Genomic DNA, 21,199 nt, shown 5'->3' with positions numbered 1-21,199 from the left:
GGCCCCCACACCGCCACCCCGCCGCGGGGGGGCGGCCCCCCGACCAGGTCGTGCGCCGGCCCCCGTCGGGCCGCGTCGGGAGCTCAGCCCGCGATCGCCGCGCCCTCCAGCCCCGCACCGGGGATGGCGGCGAGCAGGTCGCGCGTGTACTGCTGGCGCGGGTTGTCGAACACCTCGTCGGTGGTGGCCTGCTCCACGACCCGACCGTTCTGCATCACGACCACCGAGTCGGCGATCTGCCGCACGACCGCGAGGTCGTGGGTGATGAACAGGTACGAGAGCCCCAGCTCCTCCTGCAGGTTCCCGAGGAGCTCCAGGATCTGCGCCTGGACGAGCACGTCGAGGGCCGACACGGCCTCGTCGAGCACGATGACCTCGGGACGCAGGGCGAGCGCCCGCGCGATGGCGATGCGCTGCCGCTGACCGCCGGAGAGCTCGTTCGGGAAGCGGCGCATCGCCGACTGGGGCAGCGCCACCATGTCGAGGAGCTCCCGCACCCGCTTCTCGCGCTCCTTCTTGCCGCCGACCCTGTGGAGGGCCAGGGGCTCCTCGATCGACCGGAAGATGGAGAACGTCGGGTCGAGCGAGCCGTACGGGTTCTGGAACACCGGCTGGATGCGGCGGCGGAACGCGAAGGCCTCCTTGGGCGAGTACTTCGCGACGTCCGCGCCGTCGAACTCGACGACGCCCGAGGTCGGGTCCAGCAGACCCAGGACCATGTTCGCGGCCGTGGACTTGCCGGAGCCCGACTCGCCCACCAGCGCGAGCGTGTGGCCCTTCTTGAGCGTGAAGCTCACGTCGTCGACGGCCTTGAAGTCCGTCGAGGCACCGGGGCGTCCGCCGCGGATGGTGAAGACCTTCGTGAGGTTCTTCGCCACGACGAGGTCGGGCTGTGCCGCCTTGCCGGCGCCGTGGAGCGGGATCGTCGCCTCGAGGTCGGGCGCCAGCAGCTCGTCCGACTCCTCGCCCTGCTCGTGCGCCACCTGGATGCGGCGGGACGCGAGCGACGGCGCGGAGGCCACCAGACGCTGGGTGTAGGGGTGCTGCGGGTTCGCGAGGATCTGCCGGGCAGGGCCGGACTCGACGACGCGGCCCTTGAACATCACCACGAGGTGCTCGGCGCGCTCCGCGGCCAGCCCCAGGTCGTGGGTGATGAACAGGACGGCGGTGCCGAGCTCCTGCGTGAGCACCTCGAGGTGGTCGAGGATCTGCCGCTGCACCGTGACGTCCAGGGCCGACGTCGGCTCGTCCGCGATGAGGAGCTTCGGCCGAGAGGCCAGGCCGATCGCGATGAGCGAGCGCTGGCGCATGCCGCCCGAGAACTCGTGCGGGAACTGGCGCGCCCGCCGCTCGGCGTCGGGCAGCCCGGCCTCCTGGAGCAGGCCGGCGACGCGCTCCTTGCGCTCCCGCTTGCCGCCCTCGAAGCCGTTGGCCTTGAGGGCCTCCTCGATCTGGGTGCCGATGCGCCACACCGGGTTGAGGTTCGACATCGGGTCCTGCGGGACGAGGCCGATGTCCCGGCCGCGCATCGCCTCGATCTCCGTGCGGGGCAGGCCCACGATCTCGCGACCGTCGAACTTGATGCTGCCGCCGGTCACCTTGCCGGTGCCGGGCAGCAGGTCGATCACGGCGTGCGCGGTGGTCGACTTGCCCGACCCGGACTCGCCGACGATCGCGACCGACTGACCGGGGTACACGGTGATGTCGGCGCCGCGGACGGCGTGCACGACGCCCTCCGAGGTCGTGAACGACACCTGCAGGTCCCTGATCTCGAGCAGGGGCTTGTCGGTCCCCGCCTCGTAGCTGCGGCCGGCGCCCTCACCGACGGGCTGGTTGCCGTTCGTCACTGGGAACTGTGTCGTCATCGCTTCCGTGCCTTCGGGTCGAGGGCGTCGCGCACGACGTCGCCCATCATGATGAAGCCGAGCACCGTGATCGCCAGGCCCGCGGCCGGGTAGAAGAGGATCTCCGGCGCCTGGCGGATCGCCCGCTGCGCCTGCGAGATGTCCCCGCCCCACGACACGGTGCTGGGCGGCAGGCCGATGCCGAGGAAGCTCAGCGTGGCCTCGGCGACGATGAACGTGCCCAGCGCGACCGTGGCGTACACGATGATCGGCGCCGCCGAGTTCGGCAGCACGTGCCTCAGCAGGATCTTGCCGCGCCCCATGCCGAGCGAGCGGGCGGCGGTGACGAACTCGTTGTTCTTCACGGACATCACGGTGCCGCGCGTGATACGGGCGATGGACGTCCACCCGAACGACGCGAGCACCAGGGCGACGGTGAAGCTGGTCCGGTTGGTGGTGATCGACATGATGACGATGGCGGCCAGCACCAGCGGGATGGCGAAGAAGATGTCGGTGATGCGCGACAGGATGACGTCGAACCAGCCGGCGAAGTAGCCGGCGACGGCGCCCATGATGGTGCCGAGGATCACGACCATCGCCGTGGACATGACGCCCACGAGCACGGACGCACGGGCACCGTAGATGGTGCGCGCGTAGATGTCGCAGCCCTGCTTGTCGAAGCCGAACGGGTGCCCGGGCTCGGGGCCGGCGAGCGACTTGGCCAGCTCGCAGTCGAAGCGCGGGTGCACGGACGTGAACCAGCCCGGGAAGGCCGCCACCGTGATGACGAGCAGGATGATCGCGGCCGCGACCCAGAACATGGGGCGCCGGCGCATCTCGCGCCACGCGTCGCGCCACAGGCTGGAGGGCGCCTCGTCCGTCTTGACCGCGTCGACGGCACCCAGGCCGCCCTCGTCGACCTCGGCGGCGAAGTGCTCCTGCCCGGGGCGCGGTCGCCGTCCGCCGGGCACGGTCTCGTATCGGTTCTCAGGCATAACGGATCCTCGGGTCGAGGGCGGCGTAGAGGAGGTCGACGAGCAGGTTCGCCAGGATGTAGACGATGACCAGCACGGTCGTGAGCGAGACGACGGTGATGTTCTCGCCGCGGATGATCGCCTGGTAGAGCGTCCCCCCGACGCCGTTGATGTTGAAGATGCCCTCCGTCACGATCGCGCCACCCATGAGGTTGCCGAGGTCGGCGCCCAGGAACGTGACGACGGGGATGAGCGAGTTGCGCAGCACGTGGCGGCCGGTGACCTGCGAGCGACGGAGCCCCTTCGCTCGCGCGGTGCGGACGTAGTCGGCACTGAGGTTCTCCGCGACCGACGTGCGGGTCAGGCGGATCACGTACGCGAAGGACGTCGCTGCCAGCACGATCGCCGGTAGCAGGAGACTGTAGAAGTTGGGGTCCCTGCCGACGGTCACGGGGAACCAGCCGAGCTTCACGCCCATCACGAACTGGAGCACGAAGCCGATGACGAACGTCGGCACGGAGATGACGAGCAGGCTGATCACCAGCACGGTGCCGTCGAACCAGCCGCCCTTGCGCATGCCGGCGAAGAGCCCGAAGAGGACGCCGAAGACGCCCTCGATGACGAGCGCCATGATCGCGAGCTGGAACGTGACCGGCAGCGCCGCGCCGATGACGTCCATGATGTCCTGACCTCGGAAGTCGACGCCGAAGTCGAGCGTGAAGACGCCCTTGAGGAACAGCAGGTACTGCACGATGAACGGTTCGTTCAGGTTGTACTGCTCGCGAATCTGGGCTTGCACGGCCTCGGGGAGACCGCGCTCCCCGCCCAGGCCTGCCACGGGATCTCCGGGCCGCAGGAACACGAGTGCGTAGAGCAGGAGCGTCGCTCCCAGGAACACAGGGATCACCTGTAGGAGCCTGCGTCCGAGATACCAGAGCATGTGTGTTGTCTCCTCGTTCGCCCCGGGATTCCCAGGGCCACGGGTTCAAGTTTCGGGCCTCGTTGCCAGGACGACGGCCACGACGGGTGTGGCCAGGACAAGGATAGGGGGCAGGGTGTGCTGCATCGGCACACCCTGCCCTCCGGACGTCGGTGGGCCGGCCGCGAACCTACCGGACGCGGCCGGCCGTCACCGAATCGGGCGTCAGCCCTGCTTCGTGACCTGGTACAGGATCGGGTCGCTGTCCCAGCCGAAGACGACGTTCTCGACGTCCTCGCCGAAGCCACCGGTGGCGTTCTGGTACCACAGCGGGATACCAGGCATGTCACCGAACAGGATGGTCTGCGCCTCCTGGTAGGCCTTGATCGCGGCCTCCGGGTCGGTCGCGCCGTTGCCCTCCTTGAGCTTGGCGTCGAACTCCTTGTTCGAGTAGCCCATGTCGTTCGAGCCGGCGTTCGTGCCGTAGATCGGCCCGAGGAAGTTGCTCAGCGCCGGGTAGTCGGCCTGCCAGCCGCCACGGAAGAGGCCCTTGATCTGCTCGTTGTCACGCGCGTCGAGGAACTCGTCGAAGGTGGCGTACGGGTCGAACTCGCACCCGATGCCGAGCGTGCTACGGACGTTGTTGCAGACGGCGTCCACCCAGGTCTGGTGGTCGGAGTCGGCGTTCGAGGCGATCTGCAGCGTGAAGTCCTTGCCGACCGGGTCCTCGCCCTCGGCCTGGTCCCAGAGCTTCTTGGCCTCGTCGGGGTTGTACTCGAGCACCTCGTTGCCCTCGACCGTGTCGGACCAGCCGTCGATGACCGGCGACGTGAAGTCCTTCGCCGGGGTGCGGGTGCCGTTGTAGATCGTCTCGGTGATCTGGTCACGGTCGATCGCCATGGAGATGGCCTTGCGGCGCAGCAGGCCCGCGTCGCCCTCGAACTCCTTGACGTACTCCGGGACGTTGATGACCTGGATGACGGCCGCGGCCTGGTTGACCGCGCGGTCGCCCAGCTCGTCCTCGAACGTCGCGAACGACGACGACGGCACGTTCTTCACGATGTCGAGCTGACCGCCGAGGAGGTCGTTGTACGCCGTGTCCTCCTCGGTGTACGCGACCAGGTCGGCGCCGTCGTTCTGCGCCTTGCGCTCACCCTTGTAGTCGGGGTTCGGGCGCAGCTCGATGACCTCGTTGTGCGTCCAGTTCTCGACCAGGTACGGGCCGTTGCCGATCGGCTTGTCGGCGAACGCGTCCGGGTTGTCGAAGAACGCCTCCGGGAGCGGCATGAACGCGGAGTACCCCAGGCGGATCGGGAAGTCCGACTCGGGCTGGGCGAGCTTGACCGTGAACTCGGTGTCGCTGACGACCTTGAGGCCGCTCATGGTCTCCGAGGCGGGCTTCTCGCCCTCCTTCGGGCTGCCGTCCTCCTGCAGCTGGTCCTCCGCGAAGTTCACGTCCGCGAAGCCCTCGATCGGCTCGAAGAAGTAGCTGAGGTTCTGGGCGTTGGGCCCGTACGCGCCGTAGTTCCAGGCGTCGACGTAGCTCTGCGCCGTCACCTTCGAGCCGTCGGTGAACGTCCAGCCGTCCTTGATGGTGATCGTCCACGTCTGGTTGTCGTCAGACTCGATGGACTCCGCCATGTCGTTCTGCGTCTGGCCGTCGGCGTCGTAGTAGACGAGGCCCGCGAAGACGTTCGAGATGGCGAGCGAGCCGTTGGTCTCGTTCGTCATCGTGGGGATGAGCGGGTTCTGCGGCTCGCCGTTCTGCACGGTGATGATTCCGGCGTCCGAGCCGCCGCCGCCAGCCTCGGGGTCGTCGCCCGAACCGCCACCGCACGCGGACAGGAGCAGGGCCGAGGCGAGGGTGAAGGCCCCGATGCCTGCAAGTCGTCGTCGAGGTGTCACGTGTCCTCCTGAGTTGAGTCGCTCACCGGCGGGGATCACCCCTCGGTGAGGTGCAGGCGCGTGTGCCCGCGCACTGCACTGTGCGCGGGTGACTCTAGTCACGGTTCGAGGCCCGCACATACCCTTCGCCCGCTTTGCACCCGGAACCGTGACCAATCCGGTATCTGGGCGCAACCTCCGGGACACGACCGGCGGCCGGCCCCGGACGCCGTCATACCGTCGCCAACCGGCCGTCGCGGACCACGAGGACGCGGTCCGCCACGGCCACCAGCTCCGGGTCGTGGGTCGCCACGACGGCGGCCACCCCGCGCGAGTGCACCAGGTCGCGCAGCAGCGCCATGACGCGGGCGGCCGTCGTCGAGTCGAGCTGGCCGGTCGGCTCGTCGGCGAGCAGCACCCGCGGGCGGGCGACGAGCGCGCGCGCCACGCCGACCCGCTGCTGCTGCCCGCCCGAGAGCTCGTACGGGCGCTGCTCGGCGTGGTCCGCGAGGCCGACCGCCTCGAGCGCCTCCGCGACCCGGGCCGCCCGTTCGGCGGCGTCGACCCGCGCCAGGCGCAGGGGCACCTCCACGTTCTCGGCCGCCGACAGCACAGGGATCAGCCCGAACGACTGGAACACGAAGCCGATCTCGGTGCGGCGTACCGCGTGCAGCTCGTCCTCGCCCAGGCCGCCCAGCTCGCGCTCGACGGCGCCCGGGCCGCCCTGCGCCGCGGGGTCGGCGCCGAGGTGCACCGTGCCGGTGGTCGGGCGGTCGAGCCCGCCGAGCAGGTGCAGCAGCGTCGACTTGCCGGAGCCCGACGGCCCCACCACCACGACGAGCTCGCCGGCCCCGACCTCGACGGACACGTCCTCCAGCGCCCGCACCTCGCCCGCGCCGCTGCCGGAGAGGCGCGAGACGCCCTTCGCGCGCAGCACCGTCGTCGTCGCCGTCGTGCTGGTCATCGCCGCTCCCCCGCTCCCTCGCGCCGGCCGTCCGGCCGGACCTCGACGTGGTCGGGCTCCAGGGCGAGGCGCACCCGGTCCCGCAGGTCCAGGGCGCTGACGAAGTCCTGCGGCAGCTGCAGGCGCCCCACGCGGTCCAGCACCGCGAACTCCTCCGCGACGTGCCGCTGCGCGCCGTCCTCGTCCACCTCCGTGCGGCGCAGCACCTCCGTGGACGTGCGCCCGTCGCGGATCTGCACCGTCCGCGCGACGTGCTCCGAGACGGCCGGGTCGTGCGTGACGATCAGCGTCGTGACCCCGGTCGCCGCGTTCACCCCGCGCAGCGCCTCGAGCACCTCGACGCTCGTCGCCTCGTCCAGCTCCCCCGTCGGCTCGTCCGCCAGCAGCACGCGCGGCGCGCCCGCCACCGCGACGGCGATCGCGACCCGCTGCTGCTGCCCGCCCGACATCTGGCCCGGCAGCCGGTCCGCCACGTGCCCGACGTCGAGCAGCTCGAGCAGCTCCGCCACGCGCGCCGCCCGCGCGGCTCGGGAGCCGGAGCGCGCGATCTCGAGCGGCACCCGGACGTTCTCGGCCGCCGTGAGGTACGGCAGCAGGTTCCGCCCGGTCTGCTGCCAGACGAACCCGACGATGGAGCGCTGGTAGCGCACGCGGTCGCGCCGCGTCATCGCCAGCAGGTCCGTGCCCGCGACCACCGCGGAGCCCGCCGTCGGCAGGTCCATGCCGGACAGGATGTTGAGCAGCGTCGACTTGCCCGAGCCCGACGCCCCGACCACGGCGACCAGGCCCCCGCGGTCGACGGTGAGGTCCAGCCCCTGCAGCGCCTGCACCTCGATGCCGTCCGTGGCGAAGATGCGCACCAGCCCGCGGCAGCGGATCTCGTCGGGCTCCGAGCGGGCGGCGTCGGCCGGCGGCCAGCCGGCCTCCTCCTCGGTCACCACCATCGCGTCACCACCGTCCCGTCGCCACCGTGTCGTCACCGTCGTCGCCGTCGCCCATCAGCCGTCCTCCCTCATTCCGCCGCCTCCCGCAACCGCTCCGGCGTCGCGCCGCGACGCCCCGCGACCGCCGCCAGCACGGCCCCGACGACCACCGTCGTCATGAAGCCGACCACTCCCCCCGCCACGAGCACCGGGTCGACCGTGAGCGCGGGCTGCGGCCCGCCCCCGGTCAGTGCGGTGAGGTCGACGCGGGCACGCAGCAGGGCGGGCACCGCGACCCCGACCAGCGCACCCACGACGAGCGCGCCGAGGGCCCAGGGCGCCACCTCCCACGCGACCAGCCCGCGCGACTCCGAGCGCCGCACCCCCATCGAGCGCAGCACCGCGAGCAGGCGCTCCCGGTCCGGGGCGGCCAGCACCAGCGTCAGGGCCACGGTGAGCGCGACCAGCACGCCCGCCAGGGCGACGGAGACCCGCGCCCCGGCCGCGATCCCCCGGGCCGCCGGCGACTCGAGGAGCTCCGCGGCGACCGTCGTGCGGTCGTCGACGGTGGCACCGGGCACCGCGTCGCGCAGCGCCGCGGCGACCCGCGCCGGGTCCGCGCCGTCGTCGAGCGCCACGAGGGCGGTGCGCGGCTCGGTCGCGTGGTCGAGCGGGCCGGCGAGCACGCCCGCGTCGAGCACGAGGGTCGACGGCGCGTCGATCACGCCGGGCACCCGGTCCGTCGCGCCGGCCACCACGACGTCGGCGCTCTCGTCCTGCAGGTCGAGGACGAGCCCCGTGGTGCCCGCCGCGACGTCCGGGACCCGCAGCGAGAGGACCGGCAGGGCGCCGTCGGCGGCCGGGCGGGCCAGCTCCACGACGTCGAGCGGGGCGTCCGGCACGTCGGCCTGCACCGCGGCGAGCTCCACCGCGTCCACGGCGACCACCTGCACGGAGCGGGTCCGCCCGTCGGCCGACCTCAGGTGGCCGGTCTCGGGCACGCGGGACGCCGTCGCCACCGCCGCGACGCCGTCGACCCCGCGCAGCGTCGTCACGGTCTCCTCGCTCAGCGCGGGTCCCGAGACCCGCAGGTCCGCCCCCAGCTCGACGTGCGCCTGGCGCGCCACGCCGGCGTCCAGGGTCGACAGCAGCACCGCCGACGACGCCCCCACGGAGACCGCGAGCACCAGCGCGAGCGCGGGCACGACGCCGCCCGCGGGGGCACGGGTGGCCCGGGCCGCGCCGAGGAACGGCACCAGGTCGCGGCGCCGGGACAGCAGCCGCTCGAGGCCGCGCGCCAGCAGCGGGATCACGCGCACGGCGAGCAGCGCGGCCGCGGCGGCCACGAGCAGCGGGGTGGCCGCCACCAGCGGGTCGACCCCGCCGTCCCCCGCGCCCCCCACGACGCCGCGGCGCGCCAGGAGCACCGCCGCGAGCGCCGCGACGCCGACCACCGCGAGTTCCGCCGTCCGGCGCCACCGTCCGCCCGTGCCCGCCGCGAGGTCCCGCCGCTCGCCGCGCAACGAGCGCGGCACCGTCACGGCGGCCGCCGCGACGGCCGGCGCCAGCGCCGCCGCGGCGGCCCACAGCAGCTGGGTACCGGTCACGGCACCGGGACGGACCAGGAGGCCGAGCAGCACCCCGACGACCGCGGCCGGCAGGCTGACGGCGAGCCCCTCGGTCGCCGTGAGCAGCCGCAGCCGGGTGCCGGTCGCGCCGCGCGCGAGCAGCACCGCGAGCGCCGACCGGCGTCGCTCCACGACCAGGCGTGCCGCCAGCACCACGACCGCGCCGAGCGCGCCGAGCGGGCCCACCACGAGCACCACGAGGACGGCGTCGGTGGTGACCCGTTCCCGCAGGAGCGCGTCGAGCACGTCCGAGAGGGCGGTGCGCGCCTGCAAGGTCACCGGGTCGCCGGGCAGAACGGTCAGCGTCTCGTGCGTGAAGCCGCGCACCTGGTCGGCGAGGGTGGCGACGTCGTCGGACCGGAGGCCCTCGACCGTCACGGGGTACCAGAGCTCGGTCTGCGCCTCCCGGAAGGCGAGGGAGCCGATCATCGCCGGGTCGACGTAGACGGCCGCCGTCGCGATCGTGGACCCGGACGGCGTCGTGCCGAGCTGCGCGGTGCGACCGAAGGGCTGGTGGTACCACGTGCTCGCGTCGGGGTCGACGGGCTCGGTGAGCCCGACGACGCGCAGCGGGGGGAACTTCCAGACGTCCACGGCGTAGGTGCCGCCGAGCTCCCACCCGAGCGTCTCCGCGGCCGAGCGGGACAGGACCACCTGCACGGGCTCGTCGCCCTCCGGGCCGTTGAAGCCCGTGACCACCGGCGTCGCGGCGGGCCACTCGCCCTCGACCAGCCGCAGGTCCTCGGCCATCCGCACCGACGCCCGCATGACGACCTGCGGGATCTCGATCCCGGACCCGGGCACCTGCTCGGTCACCGCCTCCCGGGAGGAGACGGCGAACGACGGCTCGCCGAGGACGTCGCGCAGCGGCCGCGGCTGCTCGTCGCGCAGCCGCACCATGCCGTCGAGGAACTCGTCCCACCGGGGCTCGGGCGGCACGGCGGGCTCGCCCGCCGGCCCGGTCATGACGGCGTCGGTGGCCGACAGCCCCCCGCCGGGCACCACCGACGACCGGGACGAGACGTCCCGGCGCTGGGGCGAGAGCTGCTCGGTGGCGTAGGTGACCTGCTCCGAGCGCATCTCGCCGATCGCGCGGGTGCCGGCAGTGGCGGCGCCCGACCCGAGCACGGTCACGACCGCGAGGACCAGCGCGGTCCCCCACGCGGAACGCAGGTGGCGGCGCAGCAGCAGCCACAGCATCAGCGCACCTCCTCCCGGTAGCCGCCGTCGCGCGCCTGCGCGGCGACCGCCGCCCGCACGACCAGCGCGACGGCGGCCAGACCCGCGACGAGAAGGCCCCCGGGCACGAGCGCCGCCGCGGGCGCGTACGCCGTGTCCGGGGTCGGGACGACGGCGAACCCGGTGAGCGTGGCCGCGGCCAGGCCCGGCACCGTCGCGGCCGCCAGGGCCCACCCGGCCAGGAGCCCCGCGACCAGCGCGGCGGCCGTGACGACGGCGAGCTCGGTCGCGCGGCTCGCGCCCTGCGCCCGGGGCGGGAGCCCGACGGCGCGGAGCACCGCGACCTCTCCGCGCCGCTCCCGCACGCCGGCCACGCTCACGGCACCCACGCCGACCAGGGCGAGCGCCGCGGCCGCGAGCGCCGCGACCGCGAACGCCTGGCGCACCGGACCCGCGGCGTCGGACCCCTCCGACCCGGTCGACGTCGTGACCTGGACCGGCGCCGTCCCGGCGGCGTCCTGGGCGGCCGCGGCCAGCCGGTCGACGTCGGCTCCGGGCACGGCACGGACCCACGTCTCGGCGGCCCCGGGGACCACCGTGGCGAGGCGCAGGGACGCCGCCTGGAGCTCGTCGAGCCGCACCATCGCCGCGTCCCGGTGCAGGGAGCCCGGCACCACGTCCACGACGTCGACCACCTGCACGGACAGCCGCCCGCCCTCGCCGAGCGGCACCTCCGTCGTGCCCCCGGTGGTGACGTCGAGCAGCCGGGCCAGGTCCTGGGACAGGACGGCGCGGGCCGGCTGCCGCCCGGAGCCCGCGACCATGACGCGGAACGACGAGGGCATCGCCTCGTGGTCGACCTGCGTCGCGAGGCTCAGGCCCGAGCCCTGGCGGGCGCCGTAGACGGCGTCCGCCCTCGGGTCGTCGCGGGCGGGGGCCCAGTCGGCGCCCGCGACGTCCACCTGCGTCGTCGCGCCGTCGTCGGCGGTGACGACCACCCCGTCCACGGAGAGCCGCAGCGTCGTGAGCGTGCTGCGCGACGACGGCAGCTGGGTGTCGAGCGCAACGACGGTCCACTCCCCCGGGTCCCCGTCGGCGCCCGCGGGCGCGGGCGGCACCTCGGCGCGGAGCTCGAGCGTGCGCTCCTCGGGCCCGACGGGGCGTGCCCGGTCCAGGCCGCCGTCGAGGTCGCCGTCGAGATCGACGTCGAGGTCCTCCACGTCGACCGGGACGCGCTGCCCGTCCGGGTCGGAGAGCCAGAGCGTGATCCCCACCGTCGACCCCTCGAGCGCGAGCAGCGGCCCCCGGTCGGAGGCCATGGGCCCGTCCTCCGCGACGAGCGAGTCCCAGGAGGCCGGCTCGCCGCCCACCCCGGCCGTGGACGACTCCGCCGTGGCCGCCTCGTCCACGACGTAGTACTGCCCCGTGACGTGCAGCACCAGCCCGGTGGAACCGGCCGGGAGCCGGGGGTTGTCCGCGTACGGGCCGGGCCCGTCCAGCGCCGCCGCGATCTCGTCGACGCCCTGCTGCCCGTGCGGCCCGCGGGCGACCGACGCGACCCGGTCGGGCGGAAGGCCCGTGGTGGACAGCGGGACGCCGTCCACGACCGCCTCGGACACCCGCGCGGGGGCGGCGTCCGCCGCCCCCGGCAGCGCCGCGTACGTCGCGACGGGCCCGGGCGTCCCCTCCGTCGCGACGACGCGCACGTCGCTGCCCGCGGCCACGCCGGCGGCCGCCTCCCGCAGGTGCTGACCGGTCCCGGTGTACGCGGAGGCGAGCACCACGCTCCCCGCGGCCACCACGACCAGGACCACGGGCACCGCCGTGACCGCGAGCCGTCGGGCCACCTGCCGCGCCGCGAGCACCCGCGTGCCCGGGCGGCGCGCGGTGAGCGCCGCCCAGGCCCGCGACAGCGGTCCCAGCAGCGCCACCGCCCCGACGGCCGCGGCCGCGAGCACGAGAGCGGGCGCCGCGGCGGCCGCCGGGTCGGTCTGGCCGCCGTCGGGCGTGGGGACGAGGGGCGAGCCGTACCGCCGCAGCAGCCACGTGGTGATCCCGGCGGCCACGGCCACCAGCACGACGGTCCCCCACGTGGCGGCCCGCCGCGCACGACCCGACCGGTCCGTGACCCGCAGCCCCGCGGCGGCCCGGGCCTGCAGGCCGCCGACCGCCACCAGCAGGAGCAGCGCACCCAACGCCGTCGCCACGACCGAGGGCGCCAGCATCCCCGCGAGGGATCCCGCGGAGGCGCCCTGGGCCGCCAGCACGGCCGCCGCCGCGCCCGCGCCCACGGCCGCGCCGCCCACGACGACCAGCGCCGCCTCCGACGCCGCGGACGCCGTCAGCTGACCCGCCGACGCCCCGCGCGAGACCAGGAGGTGCACCTCCCCCGCCCGGGTGGCCGCGAGCAGCCGCGCCACCTGGGCGACGGCGACCGCGCCCGCCAGCGCGAGCACGAGCATCGGCACGAGGGCCACGGCCTTCGCCGCGGCAGCCGCGGCGGCCGCGGCGGCGGCCCGCTCCGCGAGGTCCCCGGTCATGGTCGCGCCGCGCACGGCGACGGCGTCGTCGGCGAGGACCGTGTCGAGGAGAGCGTCGGACCCGGCGGCCAGGACGGCGAGGTCCGCGGTGCCGGTGGCGGCGACGTCGGGCGTGAGCGTCCAGCGCACGAACGGGTCGTCGGAGTCGTCGTCGGGCACCTCCTCGCGGACCAGGTCGTACGGCGCGGGGGCGAAGAGCGCGTCGACGTCGGCGCGCAGCGCCGCGTCCTGCGCCGCGGCGTCCGCCTCCGGGGCGAGCCGGGTGGTCACCTGCACCTCGGCCGGGACGCCGCCCCGGGTGAGCCCGTCGTGGACGACGTCCGCCTCGGCGGCGCGGACCGCCCCGACGGCGGTGCCGAGCGCCGCCGCGACGGTGGCGACCAGCAGCGCGACGAGGACCAGCAGCCCGCGGCGCGCGCCCGAGCGGCGTGCCAGCAGCCGGCCGCGGCTCACCGGCCTGCCCCGACGACGGGCGCTCCGCGGGGCGCGGTCACGGGCGGTGGCCCCGCTTCTCGTTGCCGCGCCGGTAGTTGCCCGTCGCGCGGGCCAGCAGCTCCTGGTCGGTCTCGGGGTCGCGGCCGAGCAGCGCGGCCAGGCGGGCGGCGCGCGCCCCGGCCACCGTGACGACCGGCCGGCCGCCGCGGCTCACGAGAACCTTGCCGTCCTTGGTGACCCGGTGCTCGAACGGGTCGTCCTCGAGGCCCACGGAGCCCCCCTCAGCGACGCCACTCGTAGGGCGTGGTGGTGGACACCTTCACCAGGCCGGAGCGTTCCAGGATGGGGCGGGAGAACTCGGTCGAGTCGCTGTGCAGGTACGTCTTGCCGCGCTCGACGGCGGACCGGGCGCGCGCCGCGGTCAGCGCGCGGTAGATGCCGCGTCCCCGCCACTCGGGGCGGGTCGATCCGCCCCAGAGCCCGGCGAACTCGGTGCCGGGCACGGGCTCCAGGCGCCCGGCGCTGATCACCTGACCGTCCGCCTCCGCGACCCAGAGCTCCATCTCGGGGTCGCGCTCCTGCCGCAGCAGGATCTGGTCGGCGTGCCCCGACGTGGCAGGGTCGTCGCCGAAGACCTCGTCGGCCATCGCGGCCATCGCGCGCACGTCCGCCTCCGCGGTGATACGGCGCAGGGTCACGCCCTCCGGCAGCGGGACGTCCGCGACGAGGAGCCGCGCGTCGCCGATCATGATCGACTCCGGTTCCTCGGGCACGAAGCCGTGGTCGACCAGCGCCTCGTGCAGGCCGGGCGCGACGTCGTGGCCGCGGGTCTTCCACTCGGCGCTGGTGATCGTGGCGTCGTCGCGGAAGTGCGCGAGCGCCGCGGCGACGAACCCGCGGATCGTCGCCGCGTCGGCGCCGCCGAGGTCACGGTAGGTGACGAAGCCGCGCCCGCCCGTGAAGGTGACGAGGCGCAACGGTCCGAGGCGGGTCACGGCGACGGCGCTCGGTGTCTCGGCGTCGGTCCTCAGCTGGTCGTCGTAGGCGGCGAGGAGGCGCGCGACGTCGACGTCGGCAGCAGGTGCATTCACGGCGGACACCCTTCCAGAGCCCGGCATGCGGGGCAACGGTTTTCACAGGGATGCATGGAGCGGGCATGCACTTCCGGTCCGTGAGCATCGGCGCCCCGCCCTGGTGGACTCTCCTACGCCCTGCTCGCCGACCGGAGGTCGTGGCGGCTGCGCGCGTCGGAGCGCGCCCGGCGCCGGCTGGGCCGCGCGTCCGGCGGGATCTACCTGGCGCCGCCCGGCGCCGCGGTCGTGGTCTGATCGCCGTGCGGCACGGAGGTCACCGGCACGGAGTTCAGCGGCGCCAGCCCCTCGCTCGCGGCCATCCAGGCGGCGAACGTCACGGCGCCCAGCTCGAACGCCACGAGCCGCCGGTCCCAGCGCCGGCCCGGGCCGGCCGCCGCGCGCACGAGCGCCAGGCCGCCGGCCAGGTTGGCCGCGCCCCACACGAGGTTGACCAGCGGCGACGACCCGCGTCCCGCCAGCGGCGTGAGGTGCTCCCGTCCCGTCGCGGCCGACGCCAGGTGCGGCGCGCTGTTGGCCACGAGGAGCCCGCCGACGAACGCGGCGAGATGACGGCCCCGCGTCGGGGGCACGGGTGCGGGTCGGCTCATCCGGCCGACGCTCCCAGGCCGGCGGAGGCCGCGCAAGCCCGCCCGCCGCACGGACCCGGCCCGTGCGGCAGCGGCGCTCAGAGGTGCCGGGCGACGACCGCGCGCCAGGGCCGCGGCCACCAGCCGCGCCGGTCCGCCTCGACCAGCAGGCGCAGCAGCAGGCCGCCCACGAGCAGCCCGCCCACCAGGTCGCTGATCCAGTGCCAGCCGAGGTAGTAGGACACCGCGACCGCGTTGAGCGCGACCAGGCCGACGCCGAGCCGCAGGGTCGTCATCGTGCGCGACGACGCGTTCGTCCAGCGCCCGACGAGGTAGACGGCCGTGCCGTAGATCAGCACCGCCTCGGCCGCGTGGCCCGACGGGAAGCTGATGCCGCTCCAGCCGAGCTGGCGCAGCCCGCCGTCGAACAGGTCGGCGTCGTCCGTCGTGGGCGCCGGCCGCGCGAGGACCACCTTGAGCAGCCCCACCCCGCCGTAGAACGCCAGCTCGGCCATGGCCGCGCACCACAGCGGACGCCACGTGCGGTGCCGCCGCGAGAGGGTGGCCGCGACGGCCAGCAGGACCGGCAGGCAGACCGCCTGCCCGGCGATCGGGTCGAGCACGTGCTGGATGAAGGGCTGCAGCCCCGGCGTCAACGACCTGGCCCAGTACCCGTGCGCGTCCTCGTCGACGCCCCGGAACGGCCCGGCCGCCAGCAGCGTCACCGCGACCAGCCCCCCGAGGAGGGCGGGTGCCGTGGTCAGCCGGCCGAGCGGGTCCTCCGGCCGCCGGGAGCGCCCCGCCCGGGGGGCGACGCGCGAGCTGTCGAGGGCGCGCGCGGGCGCAGTAGGAGCCTGGAGCAACATCGCGCCCAGGGTAAGCAGCCCGCCTGGGCGTCACCTGGTCGACCGTGTGTGGTGTGCCGCACGTTCTCCGTCGGGCCGGGTCAGGCGCGTGGCGCCAGCGCCGACGCGAGCCACGCGTTGCGGGTGTGCAGCAGGCGCGTCATGTACCGGGTGAGCACCAAGCGCTCCACCAGTCGCCCCAGCGGCCCGGCCGGGGCGGCGAACTCCACCGTGTCCGTCGTCCGGGTGCCGCCGGGCGTCGCCTCGAACCGGTGCTCGTGCCACCAGCGGCGGAACGGCCCGGCCACCTGCTCGTCGACGAACCAGTGCGGGGCGTCGTGGGCGCTGATGCGCGACGTCATGCGGAACGGGACGCCGAAGTGGCGCGCACGCCAGGTCACCGTGTCGCCGGCCCCCATGACGCCCGACGTCACGCCCGCCACCGCCCGCTCCCCCGAGCGGCGCATCGACGCCGTGTGCGCGTCCACCGACAGGCTCGCCGCGAAGCACGCCGGCGGGGACGCCGGGATCTCGGTGGTCAGCACGATCGTCGGCACCCGGCGATGGTAGGCCCCCGACGGCGGGCGCGGTCACGCCCGCGGCAGCGGGAGCCCGGCCGGCACGTCGTCGCGGCTGCGGTCGTAGGCGCGCATCGCGACGGTCTGCCGCTCGAAGAAGCCGGCCAGGCTCGCGGCTGCGGACGCCGGGACGCCGACGTCGTCCAGCGCCCGGCGGAACAGCCCGACGCAGACCTCGTCGAGCTCGGCGTGCTCCCCGTTGCCCGCGTGCATGCGCTGCACCCTCGACTCGTCCCCGTAGCCGCCGGTGTACAGGCGCGGGCCGCCGAGCGCCTCGGCCAGGTACGCGGCGAGGCGCTCGTCGTGCTGCGGGTGCAGCGTGCCGTGCGAGAACGGGTGCGCCGCCACCGGGTCGGCGAGGCAGAGCACGTTCCAGCGGCGGCACACCGCCAGCAGGACGTCGAAGCCCCCGACGTCGTCGTACAGGGTCATGCCCCCAGTATCCACGCCGCGCACGCGCCGCCCACCTGTGAATCACGATTCACAAGATCCGTGACTTCCGGCCGGCGCGCTGCCACACTCGGGCACGACGACGCACGAGACGACGCACGAAACGACGACGCGAGGGAGCCCGCGATGCCCGACCTGCTCGACCCGGCGGCGGCGACGGCGGCCCGGGCGGCCGTCGTCCGCGAGGCCGGGGGCCCGGCGATGCTCACGGACGTCACGCTCGATCCTCCGGGCGACGGCGAGGTGCTGGTCCGCGTCCACGCGTCCGGCGTCTGCCCCACCGACCTCTTCGGCATCGCGGGCGGCGCCGGCGACCGGTTCCCCGCGATCTTCGGGCACGAGGGCGCAGGCGTCGTCGAGGCCGTCGGGCCGGGTGTCGGCTCGCTCCGGCCCGGCGACCACGTCGTGCTCAGCTTCGACTCGTGCGGACGGTGCCGGTCGTGCGCCGCCGGCCACCCCGCCTCCTGCGACGACTTCGCCGGCCTCAACTACCGCCCGCGGTCGCGCGCCCACGCCGACGGCGCCGCGGCGACGACCGGGTGGATGGCCCAGTCGTCCTGGGCGACGCACGCGCTGGCACGCACCACCAACGCGGTCCGGATCGACGACGACGTGCCCTGGGAGGTCGCGGCCCCGCTCGGCTGCGGGGTCCTCACCGGCGCCGGGACGGTGCTGCACGTCCTGGCCCCCGGCCCGCACGACACGCTGCTCGTCGTCGGCGCGGGCACGACCGGGCTCGCCGGCGTCATGGCGGCCCGGCACCGCGGCGTGGGTCGCGTCGTCGTCAGCGACCCCGACCCCGGCCGCCGCGCCCTGGCGCTCGAGCTCGGCGCGACCGACGCCTTCGCCCCGCAGGACGTGCCGGCCCGCACGCTCGCGGCCACGCACGTGCTCGACACCGTCGGGCGGCAGGAGACCACCGACCTCGCCCTCGCCGCGCTCGCCCCGCGCGGCGTGTGCGCCACCGTGGCGCTGCACGCCGGGGCGAACCGGGTCACGGTGTCGCAGACGCAGGTGCTGTGGGGCCGCACGCTCACCGGCGTCATCGAGGGGGACGCCGTCGTGCATCGCGACGTGCCCACCCTGGTCGCGCTGTGGCGCGCTGGCCGGCTGCCGGTCGAGCGGCTCGTGCGCGGCTACCCGTTCGCCCGGGTCGGGTCGGCGATCGACGACCTCCGCGCCGGCCGCACGATCAAACCCGTGCTGCTGATGGACGACGGCGCGGTCCCTGCCGCGCCGGTCGTCCCGGCCGACGCGGCCGCCCTGGCGGACCTGCTGCGGGACGGCCGCGTCCCGGCGGCCGACCTCCCCGCGCTGTGGCGCTCGCTCCCGCCCGTGCGGACCGACGAGCTGCGCGGGCTGTGGCGCGGCTTCGGGGTGAGCACCGAGCACCGCACCCAGCGCCTGCTCGTCCGCACCGGCTGGTACGGGAAGCTGTTCCGCGCCGACGACGACGTGTCCCCCCTGGTCTGCGAGACGCCCGACGGCGCCCTCGTCGCGGACGCCCGCCTCGCCCGCGGCGGCGCCACCCTGCGCGCGGTGGAGCACGACGGCGTCGTCACGGCGTCGATGGTCTACGACGGCCAGCCCGTGATCGACCACTTCACCCGCCTGTCGGACCACGCCGTCCTCGGCGTGATGACGGGACGGGACACCGCCGACGGCGGCGCGCTCTACTACTTCGTCCTCGAGAGGGTCGCCGACCGGGAGGTCGCCGACGCCGGCTGAACCGGCCGGCGACGACGCCTCACGCCCACGTGCCGAGGAACGCCAGGGCGCGCTCACTCAGGAGCGCGGCCGCCGCGGGGTCGTGCCCCCGCACCGACCGGTCGGCGAACAGGTGCGCCGTGCCCGGGTAGAGGAAGAGCTCGGCCGTCGGCACGGAGCCCGCGAGCGCGCGAGCGGACTCGAGGTCCTCCGCGAACCAGTCGTCGTCCACGCCGCCGTGGATCTGCACGGGCAGACCGTCCGGCCAGGTCCCGAACTCCTCGACCGGGAGGCACGCGTCGACGAAGAGCGCGCCGACGGCGCCCGGCCGCGTCTGGGCGAGCCGCTGCGCCGGCATGACCCCCATCGAGAAGCCCGCGTAGACGAGCTCCGCGGGGAGCTCCTCCGCGGCGGCGACGCCCCGGGCCATCACCGTGTCGAACCCGAGCTCCTGGGCGTGGGCGACGCCCGTCTCGACGTCGTCGAAGGTCCGGCCGTCGAACAGGTCGGGGACGTGCACGGTGTGCCCCGCCGCGGCGAGCTCGTCGGCGAACGCCCGGATCCCGGGCGTCAGCCCTTGGGAGTGGTGGAACAGGATGATCTCGGCCATGGCTCCTCCTCGAGGATCCAGCAGGTACGATCCAAAAACTTCGAACGTTCCAGAACGTTAGTATCGTCGACCATGGACGGCAAGACCCCCGACTACGAGCTCGAGGACCGGATCGCCCTGACCGGCCCCGACCAGGTCCGGGCTCTCGGCAACCCGCTCCGCACCACGATCCTCGGCCTGCTCCACGAGCGCGCGGCGAGCGTCACCGAGCTCGCCGGAGCGGTGGGCCGCCCGAAGAGTACGGTCGCCCACCACGTCAAGGTGCTCGCCGACGCCGGGCTGCTGCGGGTGGTCAGGACGCGCCGGGTCCGCGCCGTCGAGGAGGCCTTCTACGGCCGGACCGCCCGGCTGTTCTACGTCGCGCTCGACGGGGCGGACGCCGGGGCCGACGGCGCGAGGCCGGTGGACTTCAACGACTTCGAGGTCGCGGCCCGCGAGTCCCGACCCGCGTACCTCGAGGGAGAGCTGTGGGGCTTCCTGCGGCACGCGCGGATCGACGAGGCGCAGAAGCAGGAGTTCTGGCAGCGCATGGCGGCGCTCGTGGAGGAGTTCGACGCCCTCCCCCGCCGCGGCGACGTCGTGCACGGGTTCGCGGTCGGCGTCTACCCGGTGGCGGACTACCCGCAGCTCCCGCCGGCGTCGGACGACGAGCGATGACCGGCGCCGGGCACGGGCGGCCGGGCCCGGGCTACCTCGACAGCGTGAGGTGCAGCAGCGGGTAGGGCCGGCCCTCGTCGTCCACCGGGCTCCGGCCCGTCACCGTGAACCCGGCGCGCTCGTAGAAGCCGAGGGCCTGCGCGTTCTGCTCGTTGACGTCGACGGTCGTCACGCCGCACCGGTCGACGACGTGGGCCAGGAGCGCGCGCCCGACGCCGGTCCCCCGGTCGGCCGCGTCGACGAACAGCATCTCGAGCGCCCCGTCGGAGACGCCCGCGAAGCCGACGGCCCGGCCGGCCCGCTCGGCGACGAGCACCCGCACGTGCGGCAGGTACGCGCTCGCCAGCCGCTCCTCGATCCGCGCGCGGTCGTCCTCCGCCAGGAAGGCGTGCGTCGCGTCGACCGCGGACCGCCAGATCTCGACCAGGCGGGGGTACTCCTCCGGCCCCGCCCCGGGGCGGACGCTCAGGTCGAGCGACTCGGGGACGCGGTCCGGGTCGAGGTGCGGCGTGGTCATGGGGTCATCCTCCCAGGGCCCGTGCCGGCCGACGGAGGTCCGGGTAACGTCCTGCGCAGGGTCCCCGACGACGTCGACGAGGCGAGGAACGATGAGCCACTACCTCATCTACTTCAACCAGCAGTGGGTGGGCGACCACAGCCCTGACTGGTTCGCCGAGCGCGGGCCGCTCGCCAACGCCGTCGTGGGCGACATGAGGGACGCCGGCGTCCTCGTGTTCGCCGCCGGCGTGGACGAGGACGACGGCGCGGCCTTCACCGCCGACGCCACCAGCGGCACGCCGGTGGTCACCGCCGGGCCGTTCGCCCCGGCGGAGCAGCGCATCGGCGGCCTGACGATCGTCGACGTCACCGACGACGACGCCGCGAAGGCGTGGGCCGGCCGGGTCGCCGAGGCCTGCGGCTGGCCGCAAGAGGTCCGCCGGGTGTTCTGAGGGCGCTCCCGACCTCTCCCCGTCGCCGCGGCAGCGCCGCCGCCACGCAGAGCGCCGGTCCGGCGACGAGGGACCACGGACCGGGGCCGGCGGGAGAGAGCACGACCTCGGGGTGCACCCGCAGCACGTTGACGGCCAGCGCGCAGCAGAGCACGCCGGCGACGAGGACGACGGCGCGCGCGACGCGCCCGGATCCACGACGCGAGTACCGCCATGCGACCGCCGCGATCGCCCACAGCACCAGGCTGAGCCCCGTCCCGAAGATCAGGAACAGCGGCCAGGAGGCCTCCCGGTCGGAGGCGAGGCCGAGGGCGTTCGTGACCGTGTGGGCGACGCCCAGCCCGACCAGCGCGAGCGTGCCGACACCACCGGCGATCCGGCGGGGGCGGGAGAACGGGCGGGTCGGGACGAGGGGGCGCGGGTCGGTCGTCGTGTCCATGCCTCCAGGCTGA

At 74.9% G+C, this 21,199-nt stretch carries 20 protein-coding genes; 3 read left to right on the top strand and 17 right to left on the bottom strand.

Translation table 11 applies throughout. The annotated features are described in order from the left end of the window. Window positions 1-83: 83 nt before the first annotated feature. From ACFQ8T_RS03045 to ACFQ8T_RS02980, 14 genes are all read right to left on the bottom strand, one after another. Window positions 84-1,865 (bottom strand): dipeptide ABC transporter ATP-binding protein, encoded by a 1,782-nt coding sequence (locus ACFQ8T_RS03045; RefSeq protein ID WP_430545075.1) that lies wholly within the window; start codon window positions 1,863-1,865, stop codon window positions 84-86. Further along, window positions 1,862-2,839, bottom strand: coding sequence for an ABC transporter permease (locus tag ACFQ8T_RS03040; RefSeq protein ID WP_430545074.1), 978 nt, complete (start codon window positions 2,837-2,839; stop codon window positions 1,862-1,864). Before ACFQ8T_RS03040 ends, ACFQ8T_RS03045 begins: the two co-directional genes overlap by 4 nt. Next, window positions 2,832-3,758, bottom strand: a complete 927-nt coding sequence (locus tag ACFQ8T_RS03035) for an ABC transporter permease (protein WP_430545073.1) — start codon at window positions 3,756-3,758, stop codon at window positions 2,832-2,834. Before ACFQ8T_RS03035 ends, ACFQ8T_RS03040 begins: the two co-directional genes overlap by 8 nt. A gap of 204 nt (window positions 3,759-3,962) precedes the next feature. After that, complete coding sequence (locus ACFQ8T_RS03030; protein ID WP_430545072.1) at window positions 3,963-5,642, bottom strand: ABC transporter substrate-binding protein; 1,680 nt, start codon at window positions 5,640-5,642, stop codon at window positions 3,963-3,965. A 211-nt stretch (window positions 5,643-5,853) separates the two neighbouring features. After that, window positions 5,854-6,585 (bottom strand): ABC transporter ATP-binding protein, encoded by a 732-nt coding sequence (locus tag ACFQ8T_RS03025; RefSeq protein WP_430545071.1) that lies wholly within the window; start codon window positions 6,583-6,585, stop codon window positions 5,854-5,856. Next, complete coding sequence (locus ACFQ8T_RS03020; protein WP_430545070.1) at window positions 6,582-7,529, bottom strand: ABC transporter ATP-binding protein; 948 nt, start codon at window positions 7,527-7,529, stop codon at window positions 6,582-6,584. The genes ACFQ8T_RS03025 and ACFQ8T_RS03020 overlap by 4 nt, the downstream gene beginning before the upstream one ends. Before the next feature lie 68 nt (window positions 7,530-7,597). Then, window positions 7,598-10,336, bottom strand: coding sequence for an FtsX-like permease family protein (locus ACFQ8T_RS03015; protein ID WP_430545069.1), 2,739 nt, complete (start codon window positions 10,334-10,336; stop codon window positions 7,598-7,600). Further along, the gene (locus ACFQ8T_RS03010; RefSeq protein WP_430545068.1) at window positions 10,336-13,308 is read right to left on the bottom strand and encodes an FtsX-like permease family protein; all 2,973 of its coding nucleotides are present in this window, start codon (window positions 13,306-13,308) and stop codon (window positions 10,336-10,338) included. The genes ACFQ8T_RS03015 and ACFQ8T_RS03010 overlap by 1 nt, the downstream gene beginning before the upstream one ends. Window positions 13,309-13,345: 37 nt before the next feature. Next, window positions 13,346-13,561, bottom strand: coding sequence for a hypothetical protein (locus ACFQ8T_RS03005; protein ID WP_430545067.1), 216 nt, complete (start codon window positions 13,559-13,561; stop codon window positions 13,346-13,348). A gap of 10 nt (window positions 13,562-13,571) precedes the next feature. Further along, window positions 13,572-14,381, bottom strand: a complete 810-nt coding sequence (locus ACFQ8T_RS03000; protein ID WP_430545066.1) for a GNAT family N-acetyltransferase — start codon at window positions 14,379-14,381, stop codon at window positions 13,572-13,574. Between the two features lie 200 nt (window positions 14,382-14,581). Beyond that, window positions 14,582-14,971 (bottom strand): hypothetical protein, encoded by a 390-nt coding sequence (locus ACFQ8T_RS02995; protein WP_430545065.1) that lies wholly within the window; start codon window positions 14,969-14,971, stop codon window positions 14,582-14,584. A 77-nt stretch (window positions 14,972-15,048) separates the two neighbouring features. After that, window positions 15,049-15,816 (bottom strand): phosphatase PAP2 family protein, encoded by a 768-nt coding sequence (locus tag ACFQ8T_RS02990; protein ID WP_430545064.1) that lies wholly within the window; start codon window positions 15,814-15,816, stop codon window positions 15,049-15,051. Window positions 15,817-15,896: 80 nt separating this feature from the next. After that, the gene (locus tag ACFQ8T_RS02985) at window positions 15,897-16,352 is read right to left on the bottom strand and encodes an SRPBCC family protein (RefSeq protein ID WP_430545063.1); all 456 of its coding nucleotides are present in this window, start codon (window positions 16,350-16,352) and stop codon (window positions 15,897-15,899) included. Between the two features lie 33 nt (window positions 16,353-16,385). Next, the gene (locus tag ACFQ8T_RS02980; protein WP_430545062.1) at window positions 16,386-16,805 is read right to left on the bottom strand and encodes an oxidoreductase; all 420 of its coding nucleotides are present in this window, start codon (window positions 16,803-16,805) and stop codon (window positions 16,386-16,388) included. Between the two features lie 144 nt (window positions 16,806-16,949). Between ACFQ8T_RS02980 and ACFQ8T_RS02975 the strand changes: the two genes are divergently transcribed. Then, window positions 16,950-18,551: an alcohol dehydrogenase catalytic domain-containing protein gene (locus tag ACFQ8T_RS02975; RefSeq protein WP_430545061.1), complete on the top strand. Its 1,602-nt coding sequence runs from the start codon at window positions 16,950-16,952 to the stop codon at window positions 18,549-18,551. 19 nt (window positions 18,552-18,570) lie between these two features. Here ACFQ8T_RS02975 and ACFQ8T_RS02970 read toward each other — a convergent pair whose 3' ends face one another. Continuing rightward, the gene (locus ACFQ8T_RS02970) at window positions 18,571-19,161 is read right to left on the bottom strand and encodes a dienelactone hydrolase family protein (protein WP_430545091.1); all 591 of its coding nucleotides are present in this window, start codon (window positions 19,159-19,161) and stop codon (window positions 18,571-18,573) included. Between the two features lie 51 nt (window positions 19,162-19,212). Between ACFQ8T_RS02970 and ACFQ8T_RS02965 the strand changes: the two genes are divergently transcribed. Further along, window positions 19,213-19,797 (top strand): ArsR/SmtB family transcription factor, encoded by a 585-nt coding sequence (locus tag ACFQ8T_RS02965; RefSeq protein ID WP_430545060.1) that lies wholly within the window; start codon window positions 19,213-19,215, stop codon window positions 19,795-19,797. Between the two features lie 31 nt (window positions 19,798-19,828). Here ACFQ8T_RS02965 and ACFQ8T_RS02960 read toward each other — a convergent pair whose 3' ends face one another. Continuing rightward, the gene (locus tag ACFQ8T_RS02960; protein WP_430545059.1) at window positions 19,829-20,314 is read right to left on the bottom strand and encodes an acetyltransferase; all 486 of its coding nucleotides are present in this window, start codon (window positions 20,312-20,314) and stop codon (window positions 19,829-19,831) included. A gap of 91 nt (window positions 20,315-20,405) precedes the next feature. On the opposite strand from ACFQ8T_RS02960, the gene ACFQ8T_RS02955 reads away from it, so the two are divergent. Continuing rightward, window positions 20,406-20,747 (top strand): YciI family protein, encoded by a 342-nt coding sequence (locus ACFQ8T_RS02955; protein WP_430545058.1) that lies wholly within the window; start codon window positions 20,406-20,408, stop codon window positions 20,745-20,747. On the opposite strand, the gene ACFQ8T_RS02950 is transcribed toward ACFQ8T_RS02955, so the two are convergent. Beyond that, the gene (locus ACFQ8T_RS02950; protein WP_430545057.1) at window positions 20,662-21,186 is read right to left on the bottom strand and encodes a hypothetical protein; all 525 of its coding nucleotides are present in this window, start codon (window positions 21,184-21,186) and stop codon (window positions 20,662-20,664) included. The two genes, ACFQ8T_RS02955 and ACFQ8T_RS02950, sit on opposite strands and share 86 nt — an antisense overlap. Window positions 21,187-21,199 lie beyond the last annotated feature (13 nt).

Source organism: Isoptericola sp. NPDC056618 (assembly GCF_042792715.1).
Lineage (GTDB): Bacteria > Actinomycetota > Actinomycetes > Actinomycetales > Cellulomonadaceae > Isoptericola > Isoptericola nanjingensis.
The sequence above is the reverse complement of the archived record's forward strand: the minus strand, read 5'-3'. Positions and strand labels throughout refer to the sequence as shown.

Coding starts and splice junctions, on each gene's coding strand:
- ACFQ8T_RS03045 (WP_430545075.1), bottom strand. CDS start 1,865: ATGACGACACAGTTCCCAGTGACGAACGGCAACCAGCCCGTCGGTGAG.
- ACFQ8T_RS03040 (WP_430545074.1), bottom strand. CDS start 2,839: ATGCCTGAGAACCGATACGAGACCGTGCCCGGCGGACGGCGACCGCGC.
- ACFQ8T_RS03035 (WP_430545073.1), bottom strand. CDS start 3,758: ATGCTCTGGTATCTCGGACGCAGGCTCCTACAGGTGATCCCTGTGTTC.
- ACFQ8T_RS03025 (WP_430545071.1), bottom strand. CDS start 6,585: ATGACCAGCACGACGGCGACGACGACGGTGCTGCGCGCGAAGGGCGTC.
- ACFQ8T_RS03020 (WP_430545070.1), bottom strand. CDS start 7,529: ATGGTGGTGACCGAGGAGGAGGCCGGCTGGCCGCCGGCCGACGCCGCC.
- ACFQ8T_RS03015 (WP_430545069.1), bottom strand. CDS start 10,336: ATGCTGTGGCTGCTGCTGCGCCGCCACCTGCGTTCCGCGTGGGGGACC.
- ACFQ8T_RS02995 (WP_430545065.1), bottom strand. CDS start 14,971: ATGAGCCGACCCGCACCCGTGCCCCCGACGCGGGGCCGTCATCTCGCC.
- ACFQ8T_RS02990 (WP_430545064.1), bottom strand. CDS start 15,816: ATGTTGCTCCAGGCTCCTACTGCGCCCGCGCGCGCCCTCGACAGCTCG.
- ACFQ8T_RS02980 (WP_430545062.1), bottom strand. CDS start 16,805: ATGACCCTGTACGACGACGTCGGGGGCTTCGACGTCCTGCTGGCGGTG.
- ACFQ8T_RS02975 (WP_430545061.1), top strand. CDS start 16,950: ATGCCCGACCTGCTCGACCCGGCGGCGGCGACGGCGGCCCGGGCGGCC.
- ACFQ8T_RS02965 (WP_430545060.1), top strand. CDS start 19,213: ATGGACGGCAAGACCCCCGACTACGAGCTCGAGGACCGGATCGCCCTG.
- ACFQ8T_RS02960 (WP_430545059.1), bottom strand. CDS start 20,314: ATGACCACGCCGCACCTCGACCCGGACCGCGTCCCCGAGTCGCTCGAC.
- ACFQ8T_RS02955 (WP_430545058.1), top strand. CDS start 20,406: ATGAGCCACTACCTCATCTACTTCAACCAGCAGTGGGTGGGCGACCAC.
- ACFQ8T_RS02950 (WP_430545057.1), bottom strand. CDS start 21,186: ATGGACACGACGACCGACCCGCGCCCCCTCGTCCCGACCCGCCCGTTC.